Source organism: Roseovarius dicentrarchi, assembly GCF_003316635.1.
Lineage (GTDB): Bacteria > Pseudomonadota > Alphaproteobacteria > Rhodobacterales > Rhodobacteraceae > Roseovarius > Roseovarius dicentrarchi.
Map to the genome: position 1 here is coordinate 44,643 of NZ_QNQP01000012.1, position 22,463 is coordinate 67,105.

The 22,463-nt window shown below is 63.3% G+C and carries 22 protein-coding genes; 5 read left to right on the forward strand and 17 right to left on the reverse strand.

The features are described 5' to 3' along the window. Positions 1–31: 31 nt before the first annotated feature. The 5 genes from ccoS to DQ230_RS10220 form a co-directional block, all read right to left on the reverse strand. Positions 32–190 (reverse strand): cbb3-type cytochrome oxidase assembly protein CcoS, encoded by a 159-nt coding sequence (gene ccoS, locus DQ230_RS10200; RefSeq protein WP_113912493.1) that lies wholly within the window; start codon positions 188–190, stop codon positions 32–34. Continuing rightward, positions 187–2,391, reverse strand: a complete 2,205-nt coding sequence (locus tag DQ230_RS10205; RefSeq protein WP_113912494.1) for a heavy metal translocating P-type ATPase — start codon at positions 2,389–2,391, stop codon at positions 187–189. Before DQ230_RS10205 ends, ccoS begins: the two co-directional genes overlap by 4 nt. Next, complete coding sequence (locus DQ230_RS10210; RefSeq protein ID WP_203228046.1) at positions 2,388–2,843, reverse strand: FixH family protein; 456 nt, start codon at positions 2,841–2,843, stop codon at positions 2,388–2,390. The genes DQ230_RS10205 and DQ230_RS10210 overlap by 4 nt, the downstream gene beginning before the upstream one ends. Continuing rightward, complete coding sequence (ccoG, locus tag DQ230_RS10215) at positions 2,843–4,393, reverse strand: cytochrome c oxidase accessory protein CcoG (RefSeq protein WP_113912496.1); 1,551 nt, start codon at positions 4,391–4,393, stop codon at positions 2,843–2,845. Before ccoG ends, DQ230_RS10210 begins: the two co-directional genes overlap by 1 nt. 94 nt (positions 4,394–4,487) lie before the next feature. Beyond that, positions 4,488–5,384 (reverse strand): LysR family transcriptional regulator, encoded by an 897-nt coding sequence (locus DQ230_RS10220; protein WP_113912497.1) that lies wholly within the window; start codon positions 5,382–5,384, stop codon positions 4,488–4,490. Positions 5,385–5,485: 101 nt separating this feature from the next. On the opposite strand from DQ230_RS10220, the gene DQ230_RS17105 reads away from it, so the two are divergent. Further along, on the forward strand, positions 5,486–5,632 hold the full coding sequence (locus DQ230_RS17105; RefSeq protein ID WP_162497418.1) for a hypothetical protein: 147 nt from the start codon (positions 5,486–5,488) through the stop codon (positions 5,630–5,632). A 181-nt stretch (positions 5,633–5,813) separates the two neighbouring features. On the opposite strand, the gene ccoP is transcribed toward DQ230_RS17105, so the two are convergent. From ccoP to ccoN, 4 genes are read right to left on the reverse strand one after another with little or no spacing between them, the layout of a single operon-like run. Then, on the reverse strand, positions 5,814–6,677 hold the full coding sequence (ccoP, locus tag DQ230_RS10225; RefSeq protein ID WP_113912498.1) for a cytochrome-c oxidase, cbb3-type subunit III: 864 nt from the start codon (positions 6,675–6,677) through the stop codon (positions 5,814–5,816). 5 nt (positions 6,678–6,682) lie between these two features. Then, entirely contained in the window at positions 6,683–6,880 is a 198-nt protein-coding gene (locus DQ230_RS10230; protein WP_113912499.1) for a cbb3-type cytochrome c oxidase subunit 3, read from the reverse strand. A gap of 9 nt (positions 6,881–6,889) precedes the next feature. Beyond that, positions 6,890–7,615: a cytochrome-c oxidase, cbb3-type subunit II gene (gene ccoO / locus DQ230_RS10235; RefSeq protein ID WP_113912500.1), complete on the reverse strand. Its 726-nt coding sequence runs from the start codon at positions 7,613–7,615 to the stop codon at positions 6,890–6,892. A 14-nt stretch (positions 7,616–7,629) separates the two neighbouring features. Then, a complete protein-coding gene (gene ccoN / locus DQ230_RS10240) occupies positions 7,630–9,234 on the reverse strand; it encodes a cytochrome-c oxidase, cbb3-type subunit I (RefSeq protein WP_113912501.1) in 1,605 nt (534 codons plus the stop codon). Positions 9,235–9,475: 241 nt separating this feature from the next. Here ccoN and DQ230_RS10245 point away from each other — a divergent pair, with 241 nt between their 5' ends. Next, entirely contained in the window at positions 9,476–10,315 is an 840-nt protein-coding gene (locus DQ230_RS10245) for a universal stress protein (RefSeq protein ID WP_113912502.1), read from the forward strand. A 40-nt stretch (positions 10,316–10,355) separates the two neighbouring features. On the opposite strand, the gene fnrL is transcribed toward DQ230_RS10245, so the two are convergent. The 6 genes from fnrL to DQ230_RS10275 all read right to left on the reverse strand — a co-directional run bounded on the left by fnrL (position 10,356) and on the right by DQ230_RS10275 (position 17,804). Then, the gene (fnrL, locus tag DQ230_RS10250) at positions 10,356–11,099 is read right to left on the reverse strand and encodes a transcriptional regulator FnrL (protein WP_113912503.1); all 744 of its coding nucleotides are present in this window, start codon (positions 11,097–11,099) and stop codon (positions 10,356–10,358) included. A 110-nt stretch (positions 11,100–11,209) separates the two neighbouring features. Continuing rightward, positions 11,210–12,808, reverse strand: coding sequence for an ABC transporter ATP-binding protein (locus DQ230_RS10255; RefSeq protein ID WP_113912504.1), 1,599 nt, complete (start codon positions 12,806–12,808; stop codon positions 11,210–11,212). Then, positions 12,805–13,911, reverse strand: coding sequence for an ABC transporter permease (locus tag DQ230_RS10260; RefSeq protein ID WP_113912505.1), 1,107 nt, complete (start codon positions 13,909–13,911; stop codon positions 12,805–12,807). Before DQ230_RS10260 ends, DQ230_RS10255 begins: the two co-directional genes overlap by 4 nt. 139 nt (positions 13,912–14,050) lie before the next feature. After that, positions 14,051–15,142: a microcin C ABC transporter permease YejB gene (locus DQ230_RS10265; protein ID WP_113912506.1), complete on the reverse strand. Its 1,092-nt coding sequence runs from the start codon at positions 15,140–15,142 to the stop codon at positions 14,051–14,053. Positions 15,143–15,149: 7 nt separating this feature from the next. Beyond that, positions 15,150–17,057 carry an extracellular solute-binding protein gene (locus tag DQ230_RS10270; RefSeq protein WP_238987492.1) on the reverse strand — a complete coding sequence of 636 codons (1,908 nt, stop codon included), beginning with the start codon at positions 17,055–17,057 and terminating at the stop codon, positions 15,150–15,152. 225 nt (positions 17,058–17,282) lie between these two features. After that, the gene (locus DQ230_RS10275; RefSeq protein ID WP_113912508.1) at positions 17,283–17,804 is read right to left on the reverse strand and encodes a c-type cytochrome; all 522 of its coding nucleotides are present in this window, start codon (positions 17,802–17,804) and stop codon (positions 17,283–17,285) included. Positions 17,805–17,947: 143 nt separating this feature from the next. Between DQ230_RS10275 and DQ230_RS10280 the strand changes: the two genes are divergently transcribed. Beyond that, the gene (locus DQ230_RS10280; protein WP_113912509.1) at positions 17,948–18,781 is read left to right on the forward strand and encodes a prephenate dehydratase; all 834 of its coding nucleotides are present in this window, start codon (positions 17,948–17,950) and stop codon (positions 18,779–18,781) included. 21 nt (positions 18,782–18,802) lie between these two features. Here DQ230_RS10280 and DQ230_RS10285 read toward each other — a convergent pair whose 3' ends face one another. Beyond that, positions 18,803–19,270, reverse strand: coding sequence for an SRPBCC family protein (locus tag DQ230_RS10285; RefSeq protein ID WP_113912510.1), 468 nt, complete (start codon positions 19,268–19,270; stop codon positions 18,803–18,805). Positions 19,271–19,342: 72 nt separating this feature from the next. After that, on the reverse strand, positions 19,343–20,311 hold the full coding sequence (gene nudC, locus DQ230_RS10290; protein WP_113912511.1) for an NAD(+) diphosphatase: 969 nt from the start codon (positions 20,309–20,311) through the stop codon (positions 19,343–19,345). 214 nt (positions 20,312–20,525) lie between these two features. Here nudC and DQ230_RS10295 point away from each other — a divergent pair, with 214 nt between their 5' ends. Together DQ230_RS10295 and DQ230_RS10300 are read left to right on the forward strand one after the other, a co-directional pair. Further along, on the forward strand, positions 20,526–20,855 hold the full coding sequence (locus DQ230_RS10295; RefSeq protein WP_113912512.1) for a hypothetical protein: 330 nt from the start codon (positions 20,526–20,528) through the stop codon (positions 20,853–20,855). Next, positions 20,842–22,437, forward strand: a complete 1,596-nt coding sequence (locus tag DQ230_RS10300) for a 5'-nucleotidase C-terminal domain-containing protein (protein WP_113912513.1) — start codon at positions 20,842–20,844, stop codon at positions 22,435–22,437. The genes DQ230_RS10295 and DQ230_RS10300 overlap by 14 nt, the downstream gene beginning before the upstream one ends. The last annotated feature ends 26 nt before the right edge of the window (positions 22,438–22,463 follow it).

Here is a 22,463-nt window from a genome sequence, read left to right on the forward strand (position 1 = left end):
CCGATGTCCGTCTGGGCACTGGTCTGCGCTGCTATGGTTTGGGGTGGTCGTCCCACTCATCGGACAGGATGCGGCGGCTGTCGCCTTCGGGGTCGTCATACTGATTGCTGCGCAGCGTATAGACAAAGCCCGCCAGTCCGACACCGCCCAGTAGCAGCGAGATTGGTATGAGATAGACCAGAATATTCATGTGCGTCCCTTCAGTCGCAGCGCGTTCAACGACACCACGATCGAACTGGTGGACATCGCCAGCGCCGCGATCAGCGGTGTGGCCAGACCGGCAACCGCCAGCGGCACGGCGATGATATTGTAAAACGTGGCGATGCGGAAATTCTCGCGGATACGGCGGGTGGCGCTTTGTGCGATGGCGCAGGCATCTGCGATGGGTGACAGGTCCGCGCCCAGCAGCACGATGTCGGACGCCGCGCGCGCTGCATCCAGCGCGCTGGCAGGCGAGATGGATACATGCGCGGCGCTCAGCGCGGCGGTGTCGTTCAGCCCGTCACCCACCATCAGCACCTTGCGGCCCTCGTCCGTCATTGCCGCAATCCGGTTCGCCTTGTCCTCGGGCAGCGCCTCGGCCAGCCATTCAGGGATTCCCAGGCGCAGGGCCATGGCCTCAACGGCGGGGGCGCTGTCGCCAGAGATCAGCACCACATGCTTGCCCGCGGCCTTCAGCGCATCTACCGCCTCGGCGGCGCCGGTGCGCAGCGTGTCGGCAAAGGTCAGGGCCAGTGGGGCGCCCTGCCCCATTTGCAAATATGTCGCCGTCTGCGCCAGCGCATCGGCCCCGGTCCAGCTGGCCCGGCCAAGCCGTACGCGGCTGCCTTGCCAGATGCCTTCGGTGCCGTAGCCCGGCACTTCGCGGATCTCCGACACCTCTGCCGGGGTGATGCCCGCGGCCTCAGCGCCCACAACAATCGCCCGGCTCAGCGGATGGGACGATCCGCCCGCCAGCGCCATTGCAACCGCCAGCGCACCGGGGTCCAGCGCCTCCGGCGTCTCAAGCGTAGGGGTGCCGGTGGTCAGCGTGCCGGTCTTGTCGAATACGACCGTATCAACCTCGGCCAGACGCTCCAGCGCGGTGGCGTGTTTGATCAGCATGCCGCGTTTGAACAGTCGCCCGCTGGCGGCTGTCGTCACCGCTGGCACCGCCAGACCCAGCGCGCAGGGGCAGGTGATGATCAGCACGGCGGCGGCGATGTTCAGTGCCGTGCGCATGTCGCCGGTGCCGATCAGCCAGCCAAGGAACGCCAGCGCCGACAGGATATGCACGCCGGGCGCGTAAAGCTTGGCCGCGCGGTCGGCCAGCGACGTGTAATTGGCGCGGCCCGCCTCGGCCATTGCGACCAGATCCGCCATGCGGTGCAGGGATGTGTCGGCGCCTACGGCGGTTGCGCGCAAGGTAAGCGGGCCGGTCAGGTTCATCTCGCCCGCCGAAACCTGCTGGCCCGGCGCGGCGAAAACCGGCGTCGTTTCCCCGGTCAGCAGCGAGCGATCCAGCTCGGAGGTGCCCTCCTCGATCACGCCATCGACGGGCATCCGCCCGCCGGGGCGCACCCGGATCAGATCCCCCAGCCGCAGCTCTGCCACCGCCACCTGCGTTTCGGTGTCCCCCTCCAGCCGCCACGCGCGCGGCACCTCCAGCGCCGTCAGCTCCTCGGCGGCAGAGCGGGCAATGGCGCGGGTGCGATGGTCCAGATAGCGGCCGGCCAATAGGAAAAACACCAGCGTCAGCGCGGCGTCGAAATAGGCGTGATGCCCGCTGAGCGCGGTTTCCCACAGCGATGTGCCGACGGCCAGCAAAATGGCCAGCGTGATCGGCACATCCATGTTCAGCCGCCCGCCGCGCAGCGCGTGCCACGCGTTACGGAAAAACGGCTGGCCCGAAAACGCGATGGTCGGCAGTGCGATGGCCGCCGAAATCCAGTGGAACATATCGCGCGTCGCATCGGCGGCGCCGGACCAGACAGCGACCGACAACAGCATGACGTTCATGCTGGCAAAGCCCGCAACCGCCAGCCGCATCAGCAATTCGCGCCCGGCCCTGTCCGTCGCGGTGGCGCGCAGGGCGGCGGCGTCCAGCTCGTGCGCCTCGTATCCCAGCGCCTCGACCAGCGCGATCATCTCGGACACGTCCACGTCCGGCGCGGCGGTGATACTGGCCCGCCGCAGCGTCAGGTTGACGCGCGCGGCGCTGACGCGGGGATGGGCCATCAGCCCGCGTTCGACCTTGGTGATGCAGGCGGCGCAATGCACACCCGGCACCGACAGCATCAGGCGCGCATCACCGTCCTGCGCCGCGCGGCCCGATCCGGCCAGATCAGACGCAGCAGGCCCCGCAGCGCAGGCGGGGCAGGCTGAAAACGAAGGACGCATGGCGGTTGTCATTGCTTGCGCAGCACCACGCGCTGCTGAAACTGGGTGCCGTCAGCGGCCACAGCCTCCATGCGGATGTTCCAGTTGCCCGGTGCCAGATCCACAGGCGCCGTATAAGCGGTGCCGTCATAGGTGAAATCGGGCGCCATATCATCGCGCACATGCGTCGCGCGGCCCAGCACCGCATCCAGCTGAGCCACCTCGACCGGCGCGCCTGACGCGCCGGTGATGGCAAGGGTCAGAACGCCGTCCTGATGGCTGGCATCTACTGTCCAGCCCAGCGCCTCCTGCGCGTCGCGCCGTTCGTCGAACTGCTGGCTGGCGACATAGGAATTGGCAACCTCCAGCCCCGGAAAGGTGCTGACGGCGCTATAGGCCAGAAACAGATTGACGCTGATGATGACGCCGAATGCGCCGACAAAGCCAATCAGAACGTGCCGCCCGGTGATCTTGCCCTCGGACATTATCGGCCCCTTCCGTTGAATGTGGTGTCCTTGTAGGCACGCTCGCCGCTCAAGCGGTCCTCGACCCAGATACGCACGTCTGTCCGTTCGGCTGTCGCCTCGGGTGTGCCGGGCGCAGCTTGCAAATAGACCCGCTGGTTCATGGTGGCGTTGGCCGGCGCCGTGACATAGGCGCCCCTTTCACCTTCGACGAACAAGGTGACGTTGGGCGCGTCGGTCACGGTCAGCTTGAAATCGCGTGCCTCGCCATGTTTGTTCAGCAAACGCACCTCATAGGTGTTGCGGATCGTGCCATCGGACATGGTCACGAAGGTCGGGTTGCGCACCGGCGCCACCGTCAGTTCGATATCCTGCCGGATGAACAGCGCAAAGACCAAGGCAAAGCCCACACCGGCCCACAGCGCCGTATAAAGGATCGTGCGGGGGCGCAGGATGTGCTTGATGATCGGTTTGGGCGGGTTGCCCTCCCGCTCGCTCTGCTCGTCGGTCAGGGCCATGTAATCAATCAGGCCACGCGGCTTGCCGATCTTGTCCATGATTTCGTCGCAGGCGTCGATGCACAGCGCGCAGGTGATGCATTCCATCTGCTGGCCATCGCGGATGTCGATGCCCATCGGGCACACGTTGACGCAGGCCATGCAATCGATGCAATCGCCGGGGCCATCCGTAACCCCCTGAATACCCGTGGGCAGGCCCGGATAGGGTGTGGGCGCATAGGTTGCCTGCCCCGGTCCGGCGGCGCGGCTCATCTGCTCGGCCTCGACGGCCCTTTCGGTGCTGCGGCGGCGCACATTCCCCTTGCCGCGCGGCTCCCCGCGCCATTCGCGGTAGGCGACGGTCAGCGTATCCTCGTCCAGCATGGCCGACTGGATACGCGGCCACGGGCAGGCATAGATGCAGATCTGCTCGCGCGCAAAGCCGCCAAAGAAGAACGTCGTCGCGGTCAGGATGGCAATGGTCGTGTAGGCAATGGGGTGCGCATTCAGCGTGAACAGATCGACCAGCAGCGTTGGCGCATCGGTGAAATAGAACACCCACGCGCCGCCCGTGGCAACCGCGATCACCATCCAGACCAGCCATTTGGTCAGCCGCAGGCGCAGTTTGCGCGCGTCCATCTTTTCCTGCCGGTGCAGGCGCAGACGGGCGTTGCGGTCCCCCTCGATCCATCGCTCGACCAGAATGAACAGGTCGGTCCACACCGTCTGCGGGCAGGCATAGCCGCACCAGACCCGGCCAAGCGCCGAGGTGAACAGGAACAGACCCAGACCCGCCATCACCAGCAAACCGGCCACGAAATAGAATTCATGCGGCCAGATTTCGATCCAGAAGAAATAGAACCGCCGGTTTGCCAGATCCACCAGCACCGCCTGATCGGGCAGGTTGGGGCCGCGATCCCAGCGTATCCAGGGAAACAGATAGTAAATGCCCAGCGTCACAGCCAGGATGATCCATTTCAGATTGCGGAATTTACCATAGACCTTCTTGGGGAATATCGGCTCGCGCGCGGCATAAAGGCTGGGGGGCGGTGTATCTGGCTGGGTGTCGGTCACGGGACTGATCTCCGAGGGTCATTGATCCGCGCGTTGTGCGCGCGGCGGGCAGGCGGTGCATTGACCTGTATCAACAGTTGCAATGCAGACCCTTTCATATCGCGGCCGCGTCCGAGTTGCCATGCGGCCTTTGGGCGCGCAACCACCGCAAAAAGGATTTGGCATGCGGGCGCAGGATACCCGGCCGGGTGACGATGAAATAGCCTGTTTCGCCGGTTTCGCTGAACAGCACGCGCAAGCGTCCGGCGGCAACATCCGCCTCGACCGAGGACATGGTCAGCACCGCGATGCCCTGCCCGGCGCGCACACCGTCCAGCATCAGGTTGCCCGGCACCTGCGTGACGGACGTGCCGCGCAGCGTGGACAGATCGCCGCGAAACATCCAGTCCGCCGCGAAACTGGCGTGCAATTCGCTGAGCCACGGATACTCCAGCAGCTCCTCAAGCTCCAAAAACGGCCGGTCGCCTACCAGTGACGGGGCGGCGACCACCACAATCTCGGTTTGCAGCAGCAGCTCGGCCTCCAGCCCCGGCCACTGGCCCAGACCAAAGCGGATGGCAATATCGACCCCTCCCGGCGATGGATCCGCCCGCTGCGGCGAGGGATGTACCATCAGATCAACACCCGGATGCAGCGCCTGAAAATCGCCCAGTCGCGGCATCAGCCAGCTGGCCGCAAATTGCGGCGTGACCGATATCTGCAACGGGCGCTGCGCGTCCGCGCCGGTCAGCGCCGCGACCCGCTGCGCGATGGCGCCAAACCCTTCGGTCAGCGCCTCGGCCAGATGCTGCCCCTCCTCGGTCAGGGCCAGTCCGCGCCCCTCGCGCCGGGTCAGGGCCAGCCCCATATGCGCCTCCAGCTGTTTGATTTGCTGGTTGATCGCGGCGTGACTTACATTCAGCCGTGCGCCCGCCGCACTGGCAGAGCCTTCTTGCGCCAATGCGGCAAAGGCACGCAGTGCGGTCAGGGGCGGAAGCGATTGCCAGTCCATATGTAAGTCCACCTTACAATGCGGAAATGTTTCAGACTGGCATTCTAGCTCTGAGCGGCCCATATGTATAGGGCAACTCAAACTTGCGGAAGGAACGCACCATGCTGAATATCTTTGCGAAATCTATCATGACCGCTGCCCGCAACCCCGCACCGCAGCCCAAGGCCTCCCGCGCCCACCGCGCAGAGGCAACGGCCCGCGAAACCAGCAAACCCAATGCTGAAAAGACGGCGCAGCGCCGCGCCTGACAGTCACACCAAACGACATAGAGACAGCAAAAAGGGCCCCTTGGGGCCCTTAAGTCGTCATGGAAATGACCTTGGTCTGAATTGGCGCCGACCTGGCCCGAGACGCGCGAACAAAGCGGTCCAGGCCGGCGCCCACCTGCCCGCCCTGGGGGCGAGCAGGTGTTCCGGGGGCGTGCGGCGATTACTCGCCGCCGCCAAGCTGGTGAACATACGACGCGACAGCAGCAATCTGTGCCTCGCTCAAACGTTCTGTCCATGGGGGCATCACGCCAAACCGGCTGTATTCAACCGTGGCCTTGATGGTGTCGTAATCGCCGCCGTATAGCCAGATCGCGTCGGTCAGGTTCGGTGCGCCCTGATCGCGGTCGCCGGTGCCGTCTTCCATGTGGCAAGCGGCGCAGTTATCCATGAAAATCGCCTCGCCCGCCGCAACCTTGGTCGCGTCCTGCGGCTCTTCCGACAGGGACATGACATAGTTCACGACCTGATCGATTTCCTCACGCTCCAGAATTTCGCCATAGGCGGGCATCTGCGAATAGCGCGCATCGGGATCATCCTCGTTGCGGATGCCATGGGCGATGGTGGTGTGGATCGCTTCGATATCGCCGCCCCACAGCCAGTCATTGTCCAGCAGGTTGGGATAGCCGACCGCCCCCGCCGCGCCCGAACCATGGCACTGGGCGCACCATGTCTTGAACACGGCAGCGCCGGCAGATGTGGCATAACCCGACAGCTCGGGATCGGTGGCGATGCTGGACAGATCCGCCGAGGCAAGGCGCACGTTGATCGCCTCGTTAGCGGCGTCGACGCGGGCAATCTCCTCGGCCACGTTGGCGCGGGTGGAGTATCCGATCAGGCCGGTGGTGGCCGACTTGATCCCAGGCCATGCCGGATAGGCGATGGAATACCCGATGGCCCAAACGATCGTGACATAGAAGGTCCACAGCCACCAGCGCGGCATCGGGTTGTCGAATTCTTCGATCCCGTCCCACTGGTGGCCAGTTGTCTTGGGATCTTCGATTGTTTTTTTCGGTGGCTTTGCCATGTCGCTCACGCCTCCTTTGAGGGGTCTTGCGCACGCGGGGGCGCGGGTTTGTCTTCATGCCGGAACGGGATGTTGGCCGGCGATTCGTATGTTTTCGACGCGCCGGGGCGGAACACCCAGAAGCAGACGCCGATGAAGAACGCAAAGAGCGCGATCAACATCCAGCTGTCGGCAAAGGCGCGCAGGAACGTGTAGGATTCCATATGCCCCCCTTACCGGCTGGCCACTGGCGTGAAGGTCGAGAAATCGACCAGCGTGCCCAGCATCTGCAAATACGCGATCAGCGCATCCATTTCCGAAATCCCCGGCTGCGCATCAAAGTTGCGCACCTGCGCGCCCGGATACCGCTCAAGCATGTCGTCATAGTCACCGAACGGATCGACCTGCACACTGAAATCCAGCGAGGCATTCTCGATCATCTCGTCGGTGTAGGGAACGCCGACAAAACGGTGGGTTTTCAGCAGGTCGCCCACATATTCGCCGTCGATCATGCGATCGGCAAGGAACGCATATTTCGGCATCAGCGACTCGGGCACCACCGATTGCGGGTCCATCAGGTGATCGACATGCCAATCGTCCGAGTAGCGCCCGCCGACACGGGCCAGATCCGGCCCTGCCCGCTTGGACCCCCACTGGAACGGGTGGTCATACTGCGATTCGGCGGCCAGGCTGTAGTGGCCGTACCGCTCCACCTCGTCGCGCATGGGGCGGATCATCTGACTGTGGCAGACGTAGCAACCCTCGCGCACATAGATGTCGCGCCCGGTCAACTCCAGCGGGGAGTAGGGGCGCATGCCCTCTACATCCTCGATGGTATTCTCCAGCCAGAAAAGCGGTGCAATCTGCACGATGCCCCCGACGCTGACCACCAGAAAGGCGAAGATGGCCAGAAGCGTCACGTTACGTTCAAGGATCTTGTGTTTGTCCAGAAGTGCCATGTTTAAAGCCCCTCCTAATCTGCCGCGACGACGGAGTTGGTGGCCTCAACGGCCGGGCTCCGACGAATGGTCATGTAAAGGTTATAGCACATCACGATACCGCCAGCGAGGAACAGCACACCGCCCAGACCGCGAACAACGTTCATCGGGAATTTGGCAGCAACCGTGTCCGCAAAGCTGTTCACGAGGAAGCCGTTCGCATCCACTTCGCGCCACATCAGGCCTTCCATGATGCCGCTGACCCACATGGACGCCGCATAAAGGATGATACCGATGGTCGCGAGCCAGAAGTGCCAGCTGACCAACCGCAGGGAGTAAAGGCCCGAGCGGTTCCAAAGACGCGGCACCATGAAGTAGAGCGCGCCAAAGGTGATCATGCCGTTCCAGCCAAGGGCGCCGGAATGCACGTGGCCAATGGTCCAGTCCGTATAGTGCGACAGGGAGTTGACCGCACGGATCGACATCATCGGACCCTCAAACGTGGACATGCCGTAAAAGCCGATCGAGATAACCATCATGCGAATGATCGGATCTGTGCGCAGCTTGTCCCAGGCACCCGACAGCGTCATCAGGCCGTTGATCATACCTCCCCAGGAAGGCATCCACAGCACGATCGAGAAGACCATGCCCAGCGTCGACGCCCAGTCAGGCAGCGCCGTGTAGTGCAGGTGGTGCGGACCGGCCCAGATATAAATGAAGATCAGCGCCCAGAAGTGGATGATCGACAGCTTGTAGGAATAGACGGGACGTTCGGCCTGCTTTGGCACAAAGTAGTACATCATCCCGAGGAAACCGGCGGTCAGGAAAAATCCGACGGCGTTATGGCCGTACCACCACTGCGTCATCGCATCCTGCACGCCCGAAAACAGCTGCACGGATTTGGAGCCAAAGATGCTGACCGGGATCGAGATGTTGTTGACCAGATGCAGCATGGCAACGGTGATGATGAACGCCATGTAGAACCAGTTTGCCACATAGATATGCGGCTCGCGGCGCTTCATGATCGTGCCCATGAACACGGCCAGGTAGGACACCCACACCACCGTCAGCAGGATATCGACATACCACTCCGGCTCGGCATATTCCTTGGACTGGGTCGCGCCCAGCAGATAGCCGCTGGCGGCCAGCACGATGAACAGCTGGTAGCCCCAAAAGACGAACCACGCCAGATTGCCGCCCCACAGCCGCGCGGCGCTGGTACGCTGCACAACATAAAAGGACGTTGCGATCAGGGCGTTGCCGCCAAAGGCGAAAATCACCGCAGAGGTGTGCAGCGGGCGCAGACGGCCAAAGTTGCCGATGCCTTGCAAAAATTCAAAGTTGAGCCACGGAAACGCCAGCTGGAAGGCGATGAACGTGCCCACCAGAAACCCGACGACACCCCAAAGGGCGGTCGCGATGGCCCCGGCGCGGATCACGCCGTCCATATATTGCCCCGACAGATCGACCTGCTCTACCGGCTCGTCCGTGGTGCGCAGTACCCACAAAAACGCCACGCCGGCGGCCAGCGCGACCGTCAGCGCGTTCACCAGATAAGCCAGATCGCGAGCATAGTTTGCCGCGATCAATGCCAGGAAAGCGATCACTCCCAGCACAATCAGCTTCATGTAATTCGTCATTTTTAGTCCCTTCGTCCCTTTGTCCGCGCGAATCGGACGGCGAATCACACGCACGCGCCCAGACTTGCACCGTATCGCCTGCCCGATTGGCCCAATCCTTGATCTGCATCAAGGGCCGGATCTTCATCCTGAACTTGATGCGGATCAAGTTTGGCATGCTCGCAATGCACTAGACTTGCACAGCGCAGTGCGGCGCGCAACGCGGCCACCCGTCGCATCAATACCCCGCAAGGAGAGCCGAATGCCAATCAAATCACTCTTTACGGTGCTGACCGATCCCGCTTTGATCGCGCCCGCGCTTGATGCAGCCACGGGTCTGGCCCGCGCGCATGACGCCAATCTGGATATCATGTGCATTGGCGTAGACGCGTCGCAAATCGGCTATTTTCACGCCTCCGCCTCGGCCGCCCTGGTCGAGCAGTGCCTTGCCCGCGCGCAGGACCGCGCCGCCGAAATTCAACGCGCTGCCGAAGATCATATGAAAAACAGTGGCATCCACTGGTGCACCCAGATCGAGGTCGCGCCGATGGCCGACATGGGCAGACGGATCGGCACGGAAGCCCGGTTTGCCGATCTGGCCGTTCTGCCGCAGCCCTACAGCCAGGGCGCCGGCGGCGAGGTTGAGGCCGCCGCCGAGGCATGCCTGTTCAATGGCCGCCTGCCCGCGCTGATCATACCAGAGGGCACCGCGATGCCCGCCGCGCCAGAGCGTGTCATGATCGCCTGGAATGACAGCTTCGAGGCGATGAGCGCGGTGCGCGCCGCCCTGCCGCTGCTCGCCCAGGCCAAACAGGTGCATGTGGTCATCGTCGATCCGCCGGTGCAAGGCCCTGACCGGTCTGATCCCGGCGGGCGCGTATCACAGTTTCTGGCGCGTCACGGCCTGCCTGTGGAAATCGACGTTCTGGCACGCACCCTGCCCCGCGTGCCCGATGTCCTGCTGCGCCACTCGGTTGATATGAACGCAGATATGATGGTGCTGGGCGCCTACGGCCATTCGCGCCTGCGCGAGGCGATGTTTGGCGGCGCGACGCGCAACCTGCTGGAACATGCGCATCTGCCGCTGTTCATGTCGCACTGACAGGGCCGACCGGATGCCAGCTTTCGCGCCGCAGCAGCCGTTACGATATCAGGGCCTGCCCCTCGTTCCCGCCCTCGTTCAGCAGGCGGGCGAAATCGGGGATCGTGACGTGGCGCTTGCCGCGCAATGTGATCACGTTGTCACGGCGCAGGGCAGAAATCTGGCGGCTGACCGTTTCCAGCGTCAGGCCCAGATAGTCCGACATCGCCTCCCGCGTCAGCGGCAGATCAAATACCGCCTCGCCTTGCGAACCCGAAAGTTTCGACAGCGCGCTGCGCCGGGCGATAATGGCCAGAAGCGACGCGATCTTTTCCCGCGCCGTCTTGCGGCCCAGCACCAGCATCCATTCGCGGGCGGCGTCCAGCTCGTCCAGCGTCATCTCCAGCAGCCGCTGGGAAATGCGCGGTGTGTCGTGAATGATCTGCTCGAACGGGCGCTTGCGGAAACAGCACATCACCAGATCGCTGGTTGCGATCACATTGTATGGCGCCTCGTTACGGCCCGGTCGCCCAACGAAATCACTGGGCAGAAGCAAGCCGACCATCTGCGTGCGCCCGTCCTCCATCGTCTGGGTCAACGTGGCAATGCCCGAGATGACCGATCCGACAAAATCCATCCGGTCCCCGGCCCAGATCACCGTCTGACCGGCCTGAAAGCTGCGATTGTATTTGATCCGGTCGAGTTGTTCCAATTCGTCCGGATCGCAGCGCGCGCAAACAGCGCGGTGCCGGATCGGGCAGTTTCCGCATTCCTGCGGCATCTGAAGTATCTGATCTGCAAACATGCGCGCGCGTTTCCCTCGGCTCAGACCGGTTTTATCAAAATTCAAAAGGCCAATTTAGGCTGTTGCCGCGCGAAAGACAACTGATGCCTGCGCCCGGCACATGCCAGAGGTCAGCCGGCCGGGTTACGCGCCGCCCGCAGAAGGCTGCGGGCATAGTCGGTCCGGGGCCGCTCAAACAGATCCTCGGCATTGCCGGCCTCGATCACATCGCCCTGTTTCATCACGACGATCTTGTGGCTCATCGCGCGCACCACGGTCAGATCGTGGCTGATAAACAGATAGGCCAGCCCGTATTTCACCTGCAAACGGCGCAGCAAATCAACGATTTGCACCTGTACCGTCATATCCAGCGCGCTGGTCGGCTCATCCAGAACCAGCAACTTGGGGCGCAGGATCATCGCGCGCGCAATGGCGATCCGCTGGCGCTGCCCGCCGGAAAATTCGTGCGGATACCGATCCATGACGGCGCGGGGCAGTTCCACCTCGTCCATCACATCGCCGACCAGATCACGCACCGACCGTTTGTCGCCCGGCCCCGCCGGATTGCCATGCACGCCCAGCCCTTCCGATATGATCTCGGCGCAGGTCATGCGCGGTGACAGGCTGCCAAAGGGATCCTGAAACACGATCTGCATGTCGGTCCGGCGGCGCCGCAATTCGCGCGTCGACCAGCTGCGGACATCCTCGCCATCGAAGGTAATGCGCCCCTCGGACCGGATCAGGCGCATGATCGCCAGCGCCAGCGTGGTCTTTCCCGACCCCGATTCTCCCACGATCCCCAGCGTTTCGCCCGCGCGCACGGTGACGCTGGCCGCATTCACCGCCTTCACATGGCCAACGGTCTTTTTGAGGAATCCCTTCTGAATGGGAAACCAGACACGCAAGTCATCCGTCTCCACGATCACCGGCGCGTCCTGAGGCACCGGATCAGGCCGCCCAACGGCCTGCGCGTTCAGCAGTTTGCGGGTATAGGCATGCTGCGGATTGCCAAACACCTCCGCCGTCGGGCCGGCCTCGACGATAACGCCGTCCTTCATCACGCATACCCTGTCGGCAATGCGCCGCACGATGGTCAGGTCATGGGTGATGAACAACATGCCCATGTCGCGGCTTTTCAGCTCGGCCAGCAGGTCCAGGATCTGCGCCTGAATGGTCACGTCCAGCGCCGTCGTCGGCTCGTCCGCGATCAGGATATCGGGCCCGTTGGCCAGTGCCATCGCGATCATCACGCGCTGCCGCTGCCCGCCAGACAGCTGATGCGGATAGGCATCCAGACGGCTTTCGGGGTCGCGAATGCCCACCTCGGTCAGCAGTTCGATAATCCGCGCCCGCGCCGCGCCACCCTTCAGCCCCTGATGCAATTCCAGCGATTCCGCCAGCTGCCGCTCCAGCGTGTGCAGCGGGTTCAGCGATGTCATCGGCTCCTGAAAGATAAAGCTGATGTCGTTGCCCCGCACTTTTCGCAAAAGCCGCCCGGACGCGCCGATCATCTCCTGCCCGTCATAGCGTACGGACCCGCCCACCTCGGCAGAATCGCCCAAAAGCGACACGGTGGACAGCGCAGTGACCGACTTACCCGACCCAGACTCGCCCACCAGCGCGACCGTCTCGCCCCGGTCGACGGTAAAGCTGACGCCATGCACCGCCTGCACACGCTGGCCATCCTGGCGAAAGCCGATGGTCAGGTTTTCAACTTCCAGCAGGCTCATTGAAATGTCTTTCTGGGGTCGAACGCATCACGCACGCCCTCGAAAATGAAAACCAGCAGCGACAGCATGATCGCAAAGGCGAAAAACGCGGTAAACGCCAGCCACGGCGCCTGAAGATTGTTCTTTGCCTGAAGCGTCAACTCCCCCAGCGAGGGCGACGACGACGGTAGACCAAAGCCCAGAAAATCCAGCCCCGCAAGCAGCGATATGGTGCCGGTGATGACAAAAGGCAGCATGGTCAGCGTCGCCACCATCGCGTTGGGCAGCATGTGCCGGAACATGATCCGCCCATTGCTGACGCCCAGGGCTTTGGCCGCGCGCACATATTCCAGATTGCGGGCACGCAGGAACTCCGCCCGCACGACTCCCACCAGCGCCATCCAGCCGAACAGCACCGTAATCGCCACCAGCAGCCAGAAACCCCGCGGCAAGATCGCAAACAGGATGATGATGACATAAAGCTGCGGTGTCGCCGCCCAGATTTCGATAAAGCGCTGGAATGTCAGGTCCAGCCAGCCGCCGAAATATCCCTGCACCGCCCCCGCCGCGATCCCGACAATCGACGCCAGAGTGGTCACGATCAAGGTAAACAAAACCGAAAGCCGGAAGCCGTAAATCACCCGCGCCAGCACGTCGCGCTTTGTATTATCGGTGCCCAGCAGGTTCTGCGCATTGGGCGGCAGCGGCGCCGCGCCGGGCCGATCGACGGGCGTGTCATAGCTGTACGGGATCGGCGGCCAGATGGCCCAGCCCGCCTCGATCTTCTGGCCATCCACCTCGCCCGATGCCGCCTGTTCAATCACGCCTTCGGGATCGTCAAAACAGGCATCCAGCCCGCCCGACGCAATCAGGCAGCGCACTTCGGGATCGCGATAGATCGCTTCGGTCCTGAAATCGCCACCAAACTCCGTCTCCGGATAAAACTTGAAGATCGGCGTGTAATACTCGCCCCGATACTGCACGAGGATCGGCTTGTCGTTGGCCAGAAACTCGGCAAACAGGCTCAGCCCGAACACCACCGTAAACAGGATCAGGGACCAGAACGCGCGCCGATTGCGGCGGAAATTGCGCCACCGGCGCTGGTTGAGCGGCGACAAGGCCATTCAGACGCCCCCCCACAGTTCTTCTTGCCCAAAATATCCTGGGGGGAGCATCGCAACTGCAACGCAGGTGCGATGTGGGGGGCAACGCCCCCCGCCCCGGCATCCAAAAGGCGCCACGTTAATCAAACCGATCACGCGCTCAGCCCTCCCGCTTTTCAAAATCGATGCGCGGATCGACAAGGACATACATCAGATCGCTGAAAATATTGACCAAAAGCCCGATCAGTCCGAACAGGAACAATGTGCCGAACATCACCGGGTAATCACGGCCCACCGCGGCCTCGAACCCCAGTCGGCCCAGCCCGTCCAGCGAGAATATCGTCTCGATCAACACCGACCCGCCAAAGAAAATCCCGATAAAGACAGTCGGAAATCCGGCAATCACGATAAGCATCGCGTTGCGGAAAACATGACCATACAGCACGCGCCTCTCGCTCAGCCCCTTGGCGCGGGCGGTCATCACATATTGCTTCTTCACCTCGTCGAGAAAGCTGTTCTTGGTCAGCAGTGTCAGCGTGGCAAAGGCCGCAATCGTGCTGGCCAGAACCGGCAGCGCGATGTGCCACAGGTAATCCAGCGCCTTGCCCACCATGCTAAGCTGCTCGAAATTGTCCGAGGTCAGCCCGCGCAGCGGGAACAGTTTCCAGTAACTGCCGCCTGCGAACAGCACCAGCAGCATGATGGCGAACAAAAACGCCGGAATCGCATAGGCCACGATAATGATGCCGCTGGTCCAGGTGTCAAAGCTGCTGCCGTCGCGCACAGCCTTGGTCACGCCCAGCGGGATGGAAATCAGGTAGGCGATCAGCGTCGACCACAGGCCCAGCGAGATCGACACCGGCATCTTCTCCAGCACCAGATCCGTCACCTCGATCTTGCGAAAATAACTCTCGCCAAAATCGAAATGCAGATAATTCCACATCATCAGGCCAAACCGCTCCAGCGCGGGTTTGTCCAGGCCGAACTGTTTTTCCAGCTCGGCGATCATCTCGGGCGGCAGGCCGCGCGCGCCGACATATTTGTCGCCCGCGCCACCCGCATCCATGGCCGTACCGGCATCGCTGCCACCCCCGGCAAAGCTGTCGAAGACGTCACCCTTGCCTTGCATGTTGGCAATCGCCTGCTCGACCGGGCCGCCGGGCACGAACTGCACCAGCGCGAAGTTGATGACCATGATCCCGAAAAGCGTCGGAATGATCAGCAGCAGACGCCGCAGAATGTAGGCTCCCATAGCCGCGCTACCTCAGCGCGCCGGAGGATTTCAGCGCCGCCGCCTTGTCTGCATCGGCCCACCAGAAATCCAGCACGCCCAGTGCATAGGGCGGCATGGTTTCGGGATGCGCGTACATGTCCCAGTAGGCGACCCAATGCGCATCGTTATACCACACCGGAATCATGAAAAGCTCGTAGCGCAGCGCGCGGTCCAGTGCGGTCAGGGCGGCGTCCTGCATCTGCTGGTCGTCGGTTTCCAGCGCCGCGTTGATGATCGCATCCACCATCGGGCTGGCCAGACCGGCGGGATTGAACAGGCTGAACGCGGCCTCCTGGCTGCCGAACCGCTGCATCAGGCCGGTGCCCGGTTGCAGGAAGGATGAATAATTATCGAATACCAGATCATAATCGCGGTCCCGGCTGCGCAGGGTGTATTGCGACGGGTCAATCTTCTCCATCTTGGCATCAATGCCCATCGCGCGCAGGTTCTGCACGAAATTCTCGACCACCGCGCCAATGGTGGCAGACCCCGAGGACGGGATTGGAAATTCCAGCGTCAGCGTGGTTCCGTCTGCGCGCCGACGCATGCCGTCATCGCCCACGGGCCAGCCCGCCTCGTCCAGCAGGCCCATTGCGCGGCGCAGGTTGCGCCGGTCCGTCAGGCGGCTGGCATCCGATGTATGCGGCAGCAGGGCAGGTTCGGTCAGCATTTCCGGCGGAATGACATCGCCCAGGCTTTGCAGCAGCTCCAGCTCGGCCCCTTCGGGCACGCCGGACGCTTGCAGCGGCGTGTCCTGAACAAAGGATTCGCGCTGTTTGAACAGGCCGTATTGCAGGCTCTCATTGGTCCATTCAAAATTGAACGCCAGCGCGATCGCCTCGCGCACGCGGCGGTCTTTCAGCGTCTCGCGGCCAAGGTTGAACACGATGCCGGACGGTGTCGGCGGCGTGCCGTCTGGCAGATCCTCAAGCTTGACATACCCCTTCTGGACGGCGGGGAAATCATAGCCGGTGGCCCATGTTTTCGAATTTGTTTCCTGCCGGAAAGTATATTCGCCTGCGGTAAAGGCCTGAAACGCAGCCGAGTCGTCCGCGAAATACTCGATCCGGATCGTATCGAAATTATGCCGCCCCACATTGATCGGCAGGTCGCGGCCCCAGTATTCGGGATTGCGTTTATAGACGATGCGACGGTTCACCTCGGCCTCGGCCATCATGTACGGGCCCGATCCGGGCGCGGCATCCAGGCGCGGCTCGTCCAGACGGGCGCCGGTTTTCTCATACCATGCCTTGGGGAATACCGGCACCGCGCCCACCTGATCGACCAGTGACCGGCGCGAAATACCGGGCGCGAAGGTGAACTTGACGGTGTGATCGTCCAGCGCCTCGGCACCGGTCACGCGGCGCTTGACCGCCTCGGCATAGGATTGCAGGCCCTGCTCCAGAAACAGGTTGTGCGAGAAGACCACGTCATGCGCGGTCACGGGCGTGCCGTCGGAAAACCGCGCTTCGGGGCGCATGTGGAAAATGACCCAGTTTTTGCCGGCGTCATATTCCAGGCTTTCGGCCAGCAGGCCATACGCCTCGCCATAGGTGTCGGCGGGCAGCCCCTCGCTGGTGGCCAGCATGTCGCCCAGCAGGCTTTCATAAACCATCCACGAATAGGCGCCGGCGCGGCCCTTGCGGGAATAGGGGTTCATCGAATCGAACGTGCCGGAGGCGTCCAGCGCGATTTCACCGCCCTTGGGTGCGGCCGGATTGACGTAGTCGAAATGCGTGAAATCGGCGGGGTATTTCAGATCCCCGAAATAGCTGTACCCGTGCGAGCGGATCACATCCTCGCCCGCGTCCTGCGCAAATGCGGCCTGCGCGGCCAGCGCGGCAATGGCCAGCCCTGTCAGGGCGCTGCGCAGCAGGCCCGACATGCCAGACATGCCGATGGGCGCTGCGCGGGATATGGCGATGGGTCGCTGGGGCATGGCTATCCTCATTGGTGATCCGCGCCGGGAAGCCGGGGCAACTACGCTGCACGCTACCGGAGCGGGGGCGCCAAATTCAAGCGCCGAAAGCCGCTATCGGGTGCTGCTGCCGCAATGGTGAACGAAAAAGGGCGATCCCGGTGGACCGCCCCTTGCCAATCTGCCGGACACTACGGGGCTTCAGCCGCCGAATGTGGCCAGATACGCGATCACGTTGGCGCGGTCCTCGACCTTGTTCAGGCCGGCGAAACCCATCGAGGTGCCGGGCGCGTAGCTGGCCGGCTTTTCCAGAAAACCGCTCAGCTCTTCGGGGGTCCACACATCTGCAACAGCCGACAGCGCGCCCGAGTATCCAAAGCCTTCGGCGGTCCCCACGTCGCGGCCCACAACGTTATAGAGGTATGGGCCGGTCGAGTTGGCGCCCTGCTCCAGCTGGTGGCAGGCCTTGCATTTGTTGAACACGCGCTCGCCCTTGCCGGCGTCGGCTTCGGCGTAGACTTCTTCAAACGTGGGGCCTTCTGCAACTTCGGTCGGCTCGTCATCGCCGCCGGTGTCGATCAGGTAGCCCTGCACCACTTCGCCGTCGTGATGACCAACGCGCGATGCATACAGTTCTTCGGCCACGAATTTGCCCAGAAGGAACACCAGAAACGCGCCGCAAAAGGCGCCCAGAACCTTGGTGAGTGTCATTGTGTCGAACATGTACCCGCTTCCATTTGATATCCTTTGGCCGCGTATCTATCCGCTTCCCCTCCCCTTGCGCAAGGTATAGTTTGCGCGGCGAAATGACCCCCGGCCCGTTACCCGCGCTGCCGCGGCGATGCCAATCGCAAGGATCCATACCCATGCCCCAGACAATCGCCTTTCAGGGAGAACCGGGCGCCTATTCGCATCAGGCCTGCCGCGAGACATATCCCGGCGCCACCGCCCTGCCCTGCCGCACCTTCGAGGATGCGATTGACGCGGTGCGCGGCGGCACCGCCGATCTGGCGATGCTGCCGGTCGAAAATTCGACCTTCGGGCGCGTGGCGGACATTCATCATCTGCTGCCGGGCAGCGGCCTGCACATCATTGGCGAGGCGTTCGTCAGGGTGAAAATTGCCCTGCTGGCCGTGCCCGGCACGCCGCTGTCCGAGGTGCGCAGCGCGATGAGCCACCCGATGCTGCTGGGCCAATGCCGCGGATTTCTGGAGACGCACGGCATCGCACGTATCGCCGGTGCCGACACCGCCGGATCGGCGCGTCAGGTGGCCGAGGACGGCGTGCCGCACACCGCCGCACTGGCCAGCGCACTGGCCGGCGAAATCTACGGGCTGGAGCCGCTGGCCGACGGGATCGAGGATGAGGGCAACAACACAACCCGTTTTCTGGTGATGTCGCGCGCGCCCGACATGTCCCGGCGCGGCGATGCGGGCATGATGACCAGCCTTATATTCACCGTGCGCAACATTCCCGCCGCGCTTTACAAGGCGATGGGCGGCTTTGCCACCAACAGCGTCAACATGACCAAGCTGGAAAGCTACATGGTAGGCGGGTCGTTTTCGGCAACGCAGTTCTACGCCGATATCGAAGGCCATCCAGACGATGCAAACGTGGCGCTTGCGCTGGAAGAGCTGGACTATTTCACGTCGCAGATCAACATCCTGGGCGTGTACCCCCGCGACGCGCGCCGCGACTAGGCTGCGCGCGCCGCGCCGCGATCAGGCGCGGCGGATGTATTTATCTTCCAGATCGCGCGCATAACCAGCCATGCGCAGGTCAAACCGCTTGGACACGTTCGTCTTGGCCAGTTTGAGGGACTGCACCATCAGGCGCGACGTCAGGTTCAACGGCTTCAGCTCGGCCATCATGGACATGCGTGTGCGCCCGCGGGACAGTGCCACCAGCTCAACTTCGATATCGCAATCCAGCGATTTCGAGGTCGCGGCGAAGCGCATCAGCGACGGCGGCTCGTACGTCGTCATCTCCAGATGCATCTGCCGGCGCTTGCCGCGCATGTCGAATTCAGTGTCCCACGCAAGGCCGGGTGCCGGCGGCGTCTTGTCCGTGGTGCGCTGCACATCGACGCCGCGCCGCAGCAGTGACCGCTCCAGCGCCGAAAAATCCGAAATCTGGGAAAAAACAAAGTCGATGGGCGCCTCGATATCTTCGCGTGCCTCAAGTTTCATACCGGTGTCCTGCTCAGGTTTATCAAATATTGCCGCGCGCCTATGGATGCAGGCCGGGCCGATAGTGTTGCCTCAATCCAGCCGGTCCGCAAGCCAGTTGGACAGCAAAAACTGCGCAATCGCACCGTGCCGCGCAGGGGACAGGAATGCATGACGCCCGGCAAACGCGTCCATCAGATCCTCGCGCGTGACCCATGTCGCATCCTCAATCTCCGACGGGTCAATCGTGATGTCGCGGCTCAGCGCGGTGCCGTGGCAGCCCATCATCAGGGAGGCCGGAAACGGCCACGGCTGGCTGGCCAGATACCCCACCTCGCCCACGCGAATGGCTGTTTCCTCCAGAACCTCGCGGCGCACGGCGGCCTCGATCGTCTCGCCCGGCTCGACAAAGCCGGCCAGCAGCGAATACATCCCCTCCGGCCAGCCGGGCGAGCGGCCCAAAAGCGCCGAATTTCCTTGCGTTATCAGCATGATCACCACCGGATCGGTGCGCGGGAAATGCGGCGCCGCGCATACCGGGCAGCGCCGCTGCCAGCCGGCCATGGAAATATCGCTGGCGGCCCCGCAACAGGCGCAAAACCCGTGACTGTCGTGCCAGCCAAACAGCCCGCGCGCCGTTGCCGCCAGTTCTGCATCGCGGGGCGACAGCAGCGTCATGATCCGGCGCAGTTCGGCAAAAACCCAAGCCTCGGGCAGATCAGGGTGCCGCTGCTCGCTGGGATCCAGAAAGCTGTTCAGCGTCTGCGCATCCTGCCCGTCCGGCACCCAATGCGATATGTCATGCGCCAGGATCAGCGGCCCCGCACCCTGCGCCCGGCCCAGCAGGATCCGGCGCGCGCCCTTGAGCACCCGATGATCAAGGCGCAGCCGCACCAGCGGCGCCAGCGCGCCCGCCTGCACCAACGGCTTGCCGCGCCACATCAGGATCGTCTCGGCGCCCAGTTCGGCAATGGCGCGGTCCAGATCCGCCGGATTTGCCCGCAAATACGCCACCCGGTCCAGCGCCGCCCCACCGAAAGTTACGGCCTCTGCCAGCTTCACGCGTGTTCCTCCTGCATTTGCCGCGTTCCCTGCCACGATCCACGGTCCCGCGCAAGCATGGTTGCATGGATGTAACAGCTGCCGCCAAAACCGCCGTACTCGCCCTTGGGTTGCGCTTGTCTTGTGGATAGGTTTTGAAACTCTGCTAGCAATTACAGCACCATCACACGGGCCAAGGCGCCTCCGCCATGCCATGCCGCAACCGGAAAAGCGAATGAATATCGGGCTAAGATCCCATACCGCACCTGCCAGCCCGACCGCCGCCGGTGATGTATCCGCCCAGCTGCGCCTGCTGGGCACCACGGACCTGCATGCGCATCTTTTGCCCTATGACTATTACGCTGACGAGGGCGACCGCCCCTACGGCCTGTCCCGCACCGCCACGCTGATCCGCGCCGCACGCGCCGAGGTTGCAAACACGATGCTGTTTGACAATGGCGACGCGCTGCAAGGCACACCTTTTGGCGATGTCACACAGCCCGGCGGCGGCGGATGGACCGGCCCCAACCCGATCATTACCGCGATGAACCATGCTGGAATATGACGCCGCGGGCCTGGGCAACCACGAATTCAACTGCGGCCTTGACTGGCTGAACCGAACGCTGGCCGATGCAACTTTTCCGCTGACCTGCGCCAATGTGGTGACGCAGTCCCGCTCGGCGTCGCCGGGCAACTTCCTGCCGCCCTATTTGCTGCTGCACCGCAAACTGCGCGGCGATGACGGGCAGATGCACGACCTGACGCTGGGTGTCATCGGGCTGGTTCCGCCGCAGATCGCCATCTGGGACGAGGCGCATCTGTCCGGGCGCCTATATGCGCAGGATATGGTTGAAACCGCGCGCGCTATTGTCCCGCGGGTGCGTGCGGCAGGCGCGGATCTGGTGCTGCTGCTGGCGCATACCGGCATCGATACCGGCGCGCCGCGCCCGATGGCGGAAAACGCCGCGCTTGCCCTGGCGGCACTGCCGGGGGTGGATGCGATCATGGCCGGGCACAGCCACGATCTGTTTCCGCAACCCGCATGCGACACTGCCGGCACAAGCGTCGATCACGCGCGCGCAACGCTGAACGGCACGCCGGCGTTTCTGGCGGGCGCCTATGGCACGCATCTGGGGGTCATGGATCTGGCGCTGACGCGCCGCGCCGGGCGCTGGTCCGTGGCCAGCCATCACTGCACATTGCGCGCGGTCGCCGCCTCCAGCGCCGCCGCAACGGCGCCTGACCCCGCCCTGTCGCGCAGCCTGCATGCCGCGCACAACCTGACCTTGCGCCACATGCGCAAACCCATCGGCCAGTCTGCGCAGCGCCTGCACAGCTATCTTGCACTGGTGCGGCCCGATCCGTCGGTTGCCGCCATCAACCTGCTGCAACAGCGCATCCTGTCGTGCGCGGTGGCCGACACACCCTACGCGGCGCTGCCGATCCTGTCGGCGACCCAAGCGTTCAAAACCGGGGGGCGCGGCGGCCCGCAAAACTTTACCGATGTGCCAGCCGGGCCGATTTCACTGCGCCATGCGGCGGATCTCTACCCCTTTGCCAACCGTCTGTGCGGCGTGCTGATCACCGGCGCGGGCCTGCGCGACTGGCTGGAGCGGGCGGCGATCTGCTTTGCCACCCAGCACCCGGACCGGCCCGAGGCGATGCTGCGCGACACCACCGTACCGGGGCATGATTTCGACGTTATCGCCGGGCTCAGCTATCAGATCGACCTGTCGGCGCCGCCGCGATATGATCGGTGCGGCGCGCTGATCAATCCGGCGTCTCATCGCATCCGCAATCTGCGCTACAGCGGCAAACCCCTGGCAGATACCGCTGCGTTCCTGCTGGCCACAAACAGCCACCGCGTGCAGGGCGGCGGCGCGTTTCAGCGGGTGGATCGGGGCGCCATCATCCACATATCGACACCGATCTTGCGTGACGAAATTGTCGATGACATCGCACGCACCCCGCTGGTTCTGCCCAAAGACAAAGCGGCGGCATGGCAGTTCACGAACATGCCCGGCAACACCGTCCTTCTGGACACCGGCCCGGCCCTGCGCAGCGATCCGGACGCAATCGCAGATATCAACGCAACCGATCTGGGAATAACGCCGCAAGGTTTCCTGCGCCTGCGCGTGCCACTCTGACGCCGGCTTCCCTTTGCAAGCAGGAC